A 12,593-nucleotide genomic window follows, 5' to 3' on the forward strand; every position below is an offset into this window, starting at 1 on the left:
AGAGGGTATCTGATTAACAAAAATGCCTGCAAAAGCAGGCATCAGTGAGTCGCTATTTACAACAATTAAGAGTAATGGAAATACAAATTATCCTCTGGCACCACAATACCCAACTGCATTAAGTTCTCATCCGTCGGATACAGTCGCCAATCGTCATTTAAGTTGACACTGGCAATAGCAAAGTCGGTATAAACGTTTAAGGCAACCGGGATACAGCCATCATTTTGATTAATAGGCACCGGTGAGATGCCCCCTATACCGCCTTGCTCATTATTGTAATAAGCTTCCATTGCGTTATTATCATCAACCTCCTCCTCAAAAGAAGGAGCAGGAAGGTTTGGTATAATATCGAGCTGAGCAGGTTTTAGTAAAGGCTGTAATGAGTCTAGCAGGCGAGTATCTGCACTGTGAATCTTAATGCTAATCTTTTTCACCCAGCGCTGACGACACTCAAGTAGGGTATAAGCGTTGTCTAAACGGGCAAATAAGCGACCATCACGGTCTCGAATACCGCCTTTAATGACGATGACCTCATCGACTTTGAGTTTGTCTTTAATGCGGTTAAAGCGCTCAGCATAACAGCTGACTTCAAGTCGTGCTGTGCCATCATCTAAGGTAATCACGCAGCGGTTTCCGAAGTTGGCGATATCCATAATCAAGCCAGCAAACAAAGTGCTGCCGTTGTAACCGGTATCAGACAAGTTATCTAAGCGCGCATTGCTGGTATAGACAGCCATTTCTTTACGGTATTGATCTATCGGGTGTCCTGTCAAATACAGCCCTAAAGTGTCTTTTTCAGCTTTTAGGCGATGTTTGTCTCCCCAAATCAGATCAGGACCTGTTGGCAATGGTGGGGCAGTGGTGGCGTTATCCACTTCACTAAATAAATCCATCATGCCCATTTCGTTATTTTGACGTTCTTGCTCAGCCGCTTGTACTGCACTTGGCAGCTGCGCCATTAAAGCACCGCGGATTTGATGGTGCTGATCATCTTCTAAGTCAGGGCGCAGGGTAATGGCAAAGTCATCAAAACAGCCAGATTTGATTAACGCTTCTAAAGTGCGCTTGTTAACCTTCTTGATATCTACACGGCGACAGAAGTCATATAGATCGGTAAATGGACCGCCCATACTTCTGGCATGTACGATTGATTCAACCGCCCCTTCACCGACGCCTTTAATCGCACCAAGGCCATAAATAATATTGGTGGGTTTATCAGCGACGAAGTGCCACTCACTTCGGTTAACAGAAGGGTTGTCGACCGTTAGATTGAAGTTTTCACGGCAATCATTAATAAAGAACACCACGTTGTCAGTGTTGTTCATATCAGAGGTTAATACCGCAGCCATAAATTCTGCTGGATAATAATATTTTAGATAAGCGGTTTGATAGGCAAGTACCCCATAAGCGGCCGAGTGCGATTTGTTAAATCCGTAACCGGCGAACTTTTCCATCAAGTCAAACACACCGCCTGATACTACAGGATCGATACCTTGGGCTGTGGCACCGGTAACGAAGATGTCGCGCTGTTTGGCCATTTCTTCTGGTTTTTTCTTACCCATAGCGCGGCGTAGCATGTCAGCGCCGCCTAAGCTATAACCTGCCATAACCTGCGAGATTTGCATTACCTGTTCTTGGTAAACAATAACCCCGTTAGTGTTTTCTAAAATGGGCTCAAGGTTAGGATGGTCATACACCACCTCTTCACGGCCGTGCTTACGGTCAATGTACATCTCTACCATCCCGGCATCTAGAGGGCCTGGACGGTATAAAGCACACATGGCGATCACGTCTTCGATGTTGGTTGGCTGCAGCTTCGACAGGTACTTTTTCATACCCGAACTCTCTAGCTGGAATACCGCTGTGGTCTTAGCTTCTTGCAGCAGTTTATAAGCGTTTTTGTCATCAAGTGGCAAGTCTTCTAGCTCAAGCGCCGGTTTTTGTTCGCGGGCACGTCGCTCGTTGATGTTCTTAACGGCCGCATTAATGACCGTTAAGTTACGCAGGCCCAAGAAGTCAAACTTAACTAGACCCACAGATTCCACGTCATCTTTATCAAACTGGCTAACGCGGTGACCTTCTTCATCACAATAGATGGCGCTAAAGTCAGTAATTTTATTGGGCGCAATCAAGACACCCCCAGCGTGCTTACCAACGTTACGGGTAATGCCTTCTAGCTTTAAGGCCATCTCCCAAATCTCATTGGCATCTTCATAATCCATATTGTCTGGATTAGACAGTAGCTCTTTTAGTTGCGGCTCTTCTAATAGCGCATCTTTTAAAGAAATACCGGGAGTTTTTGGGATAAGTTTAGAGATTTTATCGGCCAGGCCGTAAGATTTACTTTGTACTCGTGCCACGTCACGCACCACAGCTTTCGCCGCCATGGTACCAAAGGTGATAATCTGTGATACCGCTTCACGGCCATACTGACTGGCCACATACTCAATCACTCGGTCTCGGCCTTCAATACAAAAGTCGATATCGAAGTCGGGCATGGACACACGCTCAGGGTTTAAGAAGCGCTCGAACAGTAAGTCGTAATGTAGCGGATCAAGGTCAGTAATGTTTAGCGCATAAGCCACCAAGGATCCAGCACCTGAACCACGGCCAGGGCCTACTGGTACGCCATTGGCTTTGGCCCAGCGGATGAAGTCCATAACGATTAAGAAGTAACCAGGGAAACCCATCGATAAGATAATGTTAAGCTCATGCTCTAGACGCTCATCATAAGGCTTACGCACCTCAGGCCAAGTGTCATCACGCTCATCAACCGGATATAGCTTATCCAAACGAGCCTCTAGGCCGCGCTGAGATTCACTACGGAAGAAGGTCTCGATGGTCTCACCCTCTGGCACTGGGAACTCAGGCAGTACGTTGATGCCTAGGGTTAAAGTCACGTTACAGCGCTGAGCTAGAATAACGGTATTTTCGACTACTTGAGGGATATCTGAGAACAGCTCCACCATCTGAGCTTGAGTTTTTAGATATTGCTCGCTTGAGTAATCGTGGGGGCGGTTGGGGTCTGCTAAAACGTGAGAGGAGGCAATACACACTCGCGCTTCATGAGCGTCAAAGTCATCTTCTACTAAGAATCGCACGTCATTATGCGCCACGATAGCGATACCATGACGTTGACCGGCCAAAATTGCTTGTTCAATAAAGGTGTCTTCCCCGACGCGTCTGGTGCGTTTGATGGCAAAGTACAGACGGTCTTCAAACACAGCTTGGTACTCTGTTAGCAGCTGATGGCCTCGTTCAGGATTTGAGCCCATTAACGCATGACCCACATCTGATTTTTCGGTAAATAAGACAATCACCCCTTCGCTATTGGCCAATAAATGCTCTTTATTGACAATAGGCACCCCTCTGTTTTCAGGGTTCATGCGTCCTTCTGTAAATCCTAGCGATACAATGCGAGTGATGCTTTGATAGCCCTCATTATTCATCGCCAGTAAGGTAAGCCGAGTAGACTCATCTTCTAAAATAATTTCTGCCCCAATAATAGGCTTAATCCCTGCATCTAGGCAGGCACGATAAAACTTTACAGTGGCATATAGGTTAGATAAGTCTGTTAAGGCCAATGCCATCTGACCATCAGCAGCGGCTGCCTTCACTAAAGGTTTGATGCGAATAATAGAGTCGGTAATTGAAAACTCGCTGTGGATGCCTAAATGTACAAATGCCATAAACGACCTGATTTTAATAAACGGATTAGAACAAGCAAGATTGTGGGCGAGACAACTGCGTCTGAACGTATAGTATTTTTAAAGTTAACTTTAGAGAAAAGCTATATATTTTCAATAGCTTAATGAAAGATTTACTGCTTTGGTTATTGTGATTTTAACAAAAAAATATAAGGTTTGAGTTGAGGCTAACTATAGCATTTTTACGCTCATTTATGTACTTCAAGTTGCAAAATCAAAGTTGTAACTTCGTGTTGTTGTTTTAGATAGCTGTGTAACTAATATTTCATAATTAACTTTTATTTAATGTGCTTTAATGACAATTAATCGGTAACTCAATCAAGGAAAGAGAATGCAGAATACCAAAGCAACCACAGTTGTTAGCACGCAAACAAAAAAAATAGAGTCAGTTCAAGTGTCTATTATTAATGCTGCAGATAGTATTAATGAGGGAGAGGCTTCAAATTTTAGCCTTGAGTTACGAAATAATAGCGATGAACTGGTAGTGGCGTGTGAAGATGTGGCAGTAAATGTGGTTTGCACCGGCACAGCAGAGAATGGAGATGAGTATATCGGCAGTGCAGTTGTCATCATTGCTTGTGGGTCAAGTAAGACAGAGTTTGATGCCTTTGCCGAAAAATATCTTCAAGCAAAAGACATAGGTAATATTGGTATTGCCTTAAAAGATATTAAAGAAAGTGGCTTTGAAAACATAAGCATTAATAATAGCCGTAACTTTGCAGAAGTAGATATTATAGATAATCTTCAAGCTTGTTTGAGTGTGGCAGAGGTAACGGTTGATGGAGTGGCAGGTGTTGCAGAGTTTACGATTGTATTATCTGGAGCGGCTTTAACCCAAGAGGCCTCAGTAGATTATATTATCGGGGATATTACAGCAAAAGAAGCTAAAGATTACCAGATAGATTCGGGAACTTTGATTTTCGGTCCTGGCATAACCACTCATACCGTGACCATTCCTATCACAGGAGAGGAATATCATCAAAATAATGGTGTCTTTAATGTGGTATTGGCCAATCCGGTTCATGCCAAGATTATAGAAGGGTCGGGTTTATCTAGCCTTACCGATGAGTACTATCAAAACTCAACCTCAGCTTTCGTTTTTATAGTCGATAGCCATACGGGCCGATTTGGCATACAGCTTCGCGATGCAAAAGGGAAGTTTAATACTGCTAAAACGGATGTCGTGACAGATATTCACTTTAGTGGCACCACGATGAATAGTACGGATTTCGTTGGGGTTGCCAAAATGGTATTACCTGCAAATAGTTGCAGCATGGACTTTGATATTGAGGCTTTAGACGAGTGTATTGGTGAAGCATCAGATAGCATCACAGTTAAGCTGAATCATGTCACTGGTGGTGGATTTAAAGCGATCTCAATTGATCACACAAAATCAGGAATACAGAAAAGTGTGTTGGCTGCCTATTAAACTTTATCAAAAAGTGCTGTAGTTTCGTATAATAGGACTTTTCACTAAAGGTTATTAAGGAAATATTATGCACATCTCTGCCAACTTTGATGCCGGTAATATCGAAGTTATAAGCTTAGAAGACAAACAAGACGTTCAGTTGAAGATTCGTCCCGATTTTGGTGATGAGTTTTTTCAGTGGTTTAACTTTCGCTTGACCGGTGAAGTGGGTGAGCAGTATGTGCTAAATATCGTCAATGCTGGCGAGGCATCTTACGTAGAGGGCTGGAATGACTACCAAGCGGTCGCTTCTTATGACCGCGATTATTGGTTCCGACTACCTACCACTTATAAAGACGGTAAGCTAAGTATAGAAGTTGAGCTTGAATGCGAAACCATTCAAATTGCCTACTTTGCGCCATATAGCTATGAGCGTCACCAGGACTTATTAGCGGCGGTCCAAGTGCATCCACTAGTGACCTTAGAGCACTTGGGTGAAACATTAGACAAGCGTGACTTGACCTTAGTTAAAGTGGGCGATGGTGATGACAGCAAGCCTAATATTTGGATTACAGCTCGCCAGCACCCAGGCGAAACAATGGCTGAGTGGTTAATTGAAGGATTATTATATAGCCTGCTAGATGGCGATAACCCAACTGGCAAGCGTTTGCTTGAAAAAGCGAACCTATATATCGTGCCTAATATGAACCCTGATGGTAGTGCCCGCGGACACTTGCGTACTAACGCTGTGGGGACTAACTTAAACCGTGAATGGGAAAGCCCAAGCTTAGAGAAAAGTCCTGAAGTGTTCCATGTTATGAAAAAAATGGACGAAACCGGCGTAGATCTATTCTATGACGTGCACGGTGATGAGGCGCTGCCTTATGTGTTCTTAGCGGGCTCGCAAGGTACGCCAAGCTATAGCGATCGTCTGGCTGATTTACGTGAGAAGTTTTCAGATGCGCTACTTTTGGCCAGTGCTGATTTCCAAACAGAATTTGGCTATGAGATTGATGCACCAGGTCAAGCTAACATGACAGTGGCAACCAATGCTGTTGCTGAGCGTTATGACTGTCTAGCTAATACGCTTGAGATGCCATTTAAAGATAACGTTAACTTACCCAATAAAGACACAGGTTGGTCGCCTGAGCGCTCTATTAAGTTTGGTGAGGCCTCACTTGTGGCTATGCTTGCTGTTGTGGATGAGCTTCGTTAGTTTTTTATTCTAAGTCAATCATAAAATATTAAAGCCTTCTAAGCTTAGCTTGGAGGGCTTTTTTAATATGACCTTGATTATTCACTAAAGCACAGCCAAATCTTCATCCTTAGGATCACAAATAAACATATAACCTGGCGCATGGGTAATCATAAGCTCAGGCTTCGATGTAATAGCGATATTCTGCGGGGTGACACCACATGCCCAAAACACAGGCACTTCATCTTTCTCAATACGAGAAGCGTCACCAAAGTCAGGCTTATTAATATCAGTTATCCCAATTAAGCTTGGATCGCCAATATGAACAGGCGCACCGTGAACTTGTGGGAATCTTGAGGTGGCTTGCACTGCGCGAGTGACTTGATGATAGGGAATGGGGCGCATACTGACTACCATTTTGCCACTAAAGGCGCCGGCGGGTACGGTGTCTATATTGGTGATGTACATTGGAACGTTATGATTGTCCTCAATATGACGAATTGGGATAGAAGCGTTCATTAAAGCAGACTCGAACGAGAAGCTACAGCCTAATAAGAAGCCAACCAAATCATCCTGCCAATAATCTTCTAAATTTGATACCTCATCAACTAATTTCCCGTATTTATAAATACGATATCTGGCTAAGTCGTAGCGCAGATCAGCACCTGGTGCCATAAACTTGGGTTCTGGGTTGCCGATATCTGTTACATCTAAGATAGGACAAGGCTTGGGGTTACGCTGAGCAAATAGTAGGAAGTCATAAGCAAGAGATTTGGAAACGATGACCAGATTGGCTTGAACATGACCTTTGCACATGCCTGATGTGGGCTGGTCGAGGTTGCCTGCTCTAATGAGTGCACGTGCTTCATTTGGTGAAAGGTCTGCAAGGTTTAACATGGCTAATTTCCCAATTGTTGATGATACGTATGGTATATAAGTTGCAGCCTAAGATTTATTTGTAAAACTAGGGCTTAATATTAATTACTTTCAATATAGCTTGAAAGCAGCCTTTTGGCTATATCAAAAAACTCTGCTAATTAGTCATGGCTTATCCTTGAAATATAACTCAATTTTAATCTAATAAATAACTAAACTCCCCTAAAGATACCAAATAAAAGCTATGAGTTTTTCAGCGTCGACTTGTGTCATAAAAAAAGAGTCATAATAAAAAATATTTAAGTAGGTTTTAAAAGTAAATAGATATATATTACAGATATCTTACAATGGATCATCGCTAGTTTTTAGCTTCGAGAAAAATATTAACCGATAGTTATTACGATCAATAACCTTTAAGAGAACATGATGGACTGGGAAACATGGATAGCAGCAAACAAAGATAATCTGAAGCATATTGCCGGATTTGAAGAGCAGTTTGTGAGGACTGTACTCACTAGAATTGAAGACATAGAGCCTGAGGATGTTAAAACTCAGTATCACTTTAGAGATGCTCATGGGGGCAATCGGTATATCGACTTCATGATTATTAATGAATCTAAAGGCTTTTTACTACCTATAGAGTTAGATGGACTTTGGAAAGCACTTAGTTATCATGAGTTTAATGATATGTTAAGTCGACAAAATGCGTTGCTTAGAGAGTATGGAGTTCTACTTAGATATACCAATAAAACAATGCTCAATCATCCCAATCAAATTATAAATGAAATTAAGTACACTTTAGATTTGCAAAGTAAAAACCAGTTAACTAAACAGATTGTAGATAAACAGACCGCTAAAAGGATTGAAGACTATCAAAAGGAACTGGAGCTAATTAAGCAACAGCAAGCGGAGCAAGCTAACAACAGTAAACATGACACCCAAGAAGCCTTAACTAAAGAAGATTTAGCAGCTTTACAAGCGGCGATTTCAGCTCTTCAAGATAAAGTTGATAAGGTGGGTGAAAGTAATGCCTCTAAATTAGAGAATCAACCTTCAGTATCGCTAACCCTACCATATTCATCCAGCCAAACCCCAGCACTTATCTCAACCTCAAACGTAGATACAGATACAAGAGTTAAGAGTACAGATGGTGTGCAAGAGACCACTACAAAAAAATCAGGTCTAAAATTACAGCATATGATTGCGATAGGAGTAACCAGTCTAATAGTGACTGCTATTGGTGCAAATGCTTATTTTGGTCAGGTTAACAAAGATGAGTTTTTAGCTTCTAATCAAATGGAATCATCTAGTGAGTCTGTGGATATATATGACGAAGAGTCTGCTTCTTATGATGATATTAATGTGGACACCAATGAAAAAAAGGGCGTAGTTGAGGTTGAAGGCACTCTGTTATCAATCCCTGCGACATCAGAGGCGGAAGTTGCACCTGTTCAAGTAATGGAAGAGCCTGAACAAGTAATTGAAAAGTCTGAAGTAAAGGCTATAACTGAGCCAACAGCTAGCTACCAACAACCAACAAACATAAATTATGAGGAGGCTATTTCGGACAGTATTCCTGCGTCTGAAGCTAGAAATAATATTGGCGCTTATAAAGTAGTGTGCGGAAACATTGCTCAGGTTAAAAGCTTTAGCAAGGGTACTTATCTTAACTTTGGAGCTTCTTATCCAAAACAAGAGGCAACCATTGTGGTGTGGGATTCGGATAAGGGTAACTTCGGTGATCTTGACCAATATGAAGGGGAAAGTATGTGTGTTGAGGGTTCAATAGATACTTACAAAGGCATACCTCAAATAAAGCTAGCTTCTGCTAATAAAATAAAATAATAAGGAAAGTTTATGGGATGGGCAGGGCTAATCTTTTTTATCTTAGTAATAGGTATTATTTATGAGATAGGCGACAAAGGGGAGAAGATTAAGAAAGACAAGGATACTAAGGAACAAAAAGAGATAGAACGAAAGCGTATTGACGATCAAATAGAAAATGAACGATTATGTATCATTAATGAGAACATTAAACTAACCAATCAAACTAAAATAGATAATGTACTTGAGGGAAGTCTATCGAATAAGCAAGTATTATTTAGTTTAGCGAGTATCTCTTTAGGAGTCATATTGATTGTGTTTTTATTCAAATTTATTTATATGACTTAAAGGATGAAATTTATGCACAAAATAGTAGTAACACTCGCTATTTCGATATTTAGCCTATGCTCAATAGCATCAAATGCTAATGAGCCTAAGATTGAAGCATTTAAAGCACCATTTCATGTTGGGAAAACAGTTATGGCGTGTGGAAATTTGGCACAGGTTAAGCATCTTTCTAATAGACACTATCTTAACTTAGATAAAAAATATCCTAACCAAGCTTTAACTGTCTTAGTGTGGGATAGCGATTACAGATGGTTCGAAGAGCGCTTTGGAAGCATAGAGGGGTTTGTAGGAAGAAGGTTCTGTGCTAGAGGAAAGATTGAAGAGTATAAAAATAATATGCAAATGCAGGTAACTAATCCGCAGTTTCTTCGTCTTATGAATCAGTAGTAAGACATAGTGTTTTTATTAGGATTTAAAGCTTATTATTTTCTTTTTTAAAGAGCTTTTATCTATAGTTATGGAATATAATCACAGCTTATATATTTTATTTAGTATCCATTAAAAGGAGTTTTTATGAAAAAATTATTATTTATCATAGTTTCAGCGACATTAGCGACTACTGCTGTGGCGCATAGTGGTGGAACAGATGCAGCTGGTTGTCATACCAATAGCAAAACTGGTGTTTATCACTGTCACTAAGCAATTGATTGCATTTAAATAAAAAGGGCCGTAAAGATACTTAATATTTTTACGGCCCTTTTTTGTTTGTTGAGATAAGAGATAGATTATTAGACAGTGATGCTGAAATACAGCAAGTGGTGCGCTCACAGGGAACAAAACTAAAATATAAAAGCCTTTATCTTAAAGGCATACAGTAATTTTTATTATTATATGTACAACAGTATGTACAACATACAATAAGTGTTACTTTTATTTCTTAGCTCAAGATAAAATTATTCCAAAATAATTTCGTTATTAATTCTAAGTTAGATGGTTTTATCTTTAATATGATTGATAGTCTACAAGCTGCTACTGAGTTTTATCAACTACAATTTTAGACTGTCTTAGCTTTTTCTCATACCAAGTTTCTATACAAGGATTTTTTAGGATACATCAATCCTTTACAGCCAGAGTATATACACCTAATACTGCAGTTCTTCACCCATAGTTTGCTAACTTATCATCGCTGTAAATATTTAGCTAAAAATTAGAATATATGGAGGTTGTCACTTTGTCACGGCTAAATAAGGGAGGGTAGTTCATTTACTTAGTGAACACTAATATGAAAGAACATAACTTTAGAAACTAGTATAAGTTGAACGCTTAAGTTATTATTTAAAAAAAGATTACTTGTAATAGATAGATATTAATAAGCGGGATGATAAATATAGTTTAATGTTCTAAGAGAAGTTGTCTAATAGCTAATTTAGGAACTAGCATAGCTTTAAACAAAGCTATGAATTCGAAGTTTTTTTATAATAGTGATTTATTTGATTATATGAAAAGTTAAACTCCTTACTGTCCCCATTTCATGGCAGAGTAATAGGGTCAGGGGTTTAAACGTGACAGCGTGACAAGTCAAGTACCATAAAGCGTGTAGCCCTACAAACAAGCGACGTTGCGTCAGAGTGCATGCAGAGCCACATAGAATAAATAATTTGTATGAAACTTTACCAGTGAAGATCCGATATTTTCATTAAGAAAAACCTAAGATCTACGTCAAATAACGTAAGAAAGCATCCTCGAAGTCTTGTATGTCATAGCCTTTACCACGGACTTCTTTACCATGAAAATTAAGTGCCCGTAAGTCTTTAGATGATATGCCGAACCCTTTTAGCTTTTGAGCTATCTGGCGCATAGAGATAGGTTTACCATTGTTGTAAGTCGACCAATTCATCTCTGGATCTCGACATAACTCAGTTAATAAATCTCTGCTAAGCAGTCGATTCGTTTGAGTTAAATTAAAGACGGTTTGGATGTCGGTAAGTAGTTGCTCGTTAGAACTTGGTTCATTATTGTTATCACCCGATATTTCCATGCATGCTTGGTAGGTTTTTTCTAACCACTGATCACTCACTAGCATAGCTATTTTAAATAGTATCTGCCAGTTATCATGCGCGCGATCATTAATGTTAATTGGTAAAATGGGACTTGCAGTTTTTACTGCAGACATATTATCATTTGACCAACGAGCTAGTTTAGACTGTATAAGCTTAGTAGTACTTAAATGTAGGTCACGAACTCGCTTTTTTGTCTCATTTTTCTTCTTGCGGCGTAGAGTGAGAGGTATAGCTCTATCGATTAAAGTATCAGGGATTCGACCTATTCCTGAAATCGCTTTAGGGGCGTATACGTTGAATCGTACAGGTTCGTTGTCATCACCGACGCAACGTATAATATAGGGGTTATCCCTACTGTGACCAGCATTTAATACTCCTCGAATCCCTTCATTATCATTAATAAATGTGTCGATTTCATCAATAAACAATGAAGGTTTATACTGTTCAATTGATCGAAACAATGCGGAACCTGTAATGTTTGACGTCGACAGAGAACGCTTACTCATACGACTCATTAATGTTAAAAGTGTACTTTTTCCACAACGTTTTTCAGGTGCATTTATCCAGGCTATTGGTAAAATGTAGCTCGCTGGTATACACCAAGTCATGATTATCCAAAGCGTCGTTGCGACTTTAACTGCATCAGTACAAGCGATATGCTCATCTAAAATTAGAAATATTTCGTCAGCGATATCATTCACATTATCTATGGATTTTACATAAAGCTCTACATCAGTTACTAAACTATCAAAATTTTGAGAATCAGATTGTTTTTTAGCTTTTTTAACTAATTTATCCAAAGCTTTAACTGACATGTTATTTAAAAACTTGGCAGTTGCAACTCTTTGTAGTTCGTAGTCTAGTTCTGATAGTGTAGCTAGACGATCAATCGTAGCTTGAGCCAAATCGGAGCTAACTTTTAGTGTAGGCTGTGGTAAACTATCATTTGATGGCTTGTCGATGTCATCTGAAAGTGTTTTCTCAAGCTGAGCATCTAGCAGGATGCTTGGCTTTTTTATTGGATCAGCTAACTGCTTATTAGTGGGTTTGATATCGAGAGACTTTTTGGTTTTACTCATGACTATGCTCCTCATCATTAGATGAGTTGTCATGGCTATCAAGCCATCTGTTAATATTAGGACTTACGCAAAACCAGAGATATATTGCCAACCTAAAGCATAGCGTAGTACCATAATAGTCATGAAGAAGCCTAAAATAACCCGACTAGATTATTG

General features: G+C 40.0%; 9 protein-coding genes. 6 read left to right on the forward strand and 3 right to left on the reverse strand.

Annotation, left to right across the window (positions count from 1 at the left end; genetic code table 11):
• Nucleotides 1–65: 65 nt before the first annotated feature.
• Nucleotides 66–3,689: a DNA polymerase III subunit alpha gene (gene dnaE / locus A1232T_RS06505; RefSeq protein WP_077448653.1), complete on the reverse strand. Its 3,624-nt coding sequence runs from the start codon at nt 3,687–3,689 to the stop codon at nt 66–68.
• A gap of 349 nt (nt 3,690–4,038) precedes the next feature.
• Between dnaE and A1232T_RS06510 the strand changes: the two genes are divergently transcribed.
• Nucleotides 4,039–5,136, forward strand: coding sequence for a Calx-beta domain-containing protein (locus A1232T_RS06510; protein ID WP_077448654.1), 1,098 nt, complete (start codon nt 4,039–4,041; stop codon nt 5,134–5,136).
• Between the two features lie 67 nt (nt 5,137–5,203).
• Entirely contained in the window at nt 5,204–6,331 is a 1,128-nt protein-coding gene (locus tag A1232T_RS06515; RefSeq protein ID WP_077448655.1) for a M14 family metallopeptidase, read from the forward strand.
• Nucleotides 6,332–6,415: 84 nt separating this feature from the next.
• On the opposite strand, the gene A1232T_RS06520 is transcribed toward A1232T_RS06515, so the two are convergent.
• Nucleotides 6,416–7,207, reverse strand: a complete 792-nt coding sequence (locus A1232T_RS06520; RefSeq protein WP_077448656.1) for a putative hydro-lyase — start codon at nt 7,205–7,207, stop codon at nt 6,416–6,418.
• A gap of 405 nt (nt 7,208–7,612) precedes the next feature.
• Between A1232T_RS06520 and A1232T_RS06525 the strand changes: the two genes are divergently transcribed.
• The 4 genes from A1232T_RS06525 (at nt 7,613) to A1232T_RS13705 (ending at nt 9,997) form a co-directional block, all read left to right on the forward strand.
• A complete protein-coding gene (locus A1232T_RS06525) occupies nt 7,613–9,031 on the forward strand; it encodes a hypothetical protein (protein WP_077448657.1) in 1,419 nt (472 codons plus the stop codon).
• Between the two features lie 12 nt (nt 9,032–9,043).
• Nucleotides 9,044–9,358, forward strand: coding sequence for a hypothetical protein (locus A1232T_RS06530; RefSeq protein ID WP_077448658.1), 315 nt, complete (start codon nt 9,044–9,046; stop codon nt 9,356–9,358).
• 3 nt (nt 9,359–9,361) lie between these two features.
• On the forward strand, nt 9,362–9,745 hold the full coding sequence (locus A1232T_RS06535; RefSeq protein ID WP_077448659.1) for a hypothetical protein: 384 nt from the start codon (nt 9,362–9,364) through the stop codon (nt 9,743–9,745).
• A gap of 126 nt (nt 9,746–9,871) precedes the next feature.
• Nucleotides 9,872–9,997 (forward strand): YHYH domain-containing protein, encoded by a 126-nt coding sequence (locus A1232T_RS13705; RefSeq protein WP_095532735.1) that lies wholly within the window; start codon nt 9,872–9,874, stop codon nt 9,995–9,997.
• A 1,015-nt stretch (nt 9,998–11,012) separates the two neighbouring features.
• Here the strand turns inward: A1232T_RS13705 and A1232T_RS06540 are convergent.
• Entirely contained in the window at nt 11,013–12,437 is a 1,425-nt protein-coding gene (locus tag A1232T_RS06540) for a DUF3631 domain-containing protein (protein WP_167367044.1), read from the reverse strand.
• Between the last annotated feature and the right edge of the window lie 156 nt (nt 12,438–12,593).

This window comes from Psychrobacter pasteurii, from assembly GCF_900162815.1.
GTDB lineage: Bacteria > Pseudomonadota > Gammaproteobacteria > Pseudomonadales > Moraxellaceae > Psychrobacter > Psychrobacter pasteurii.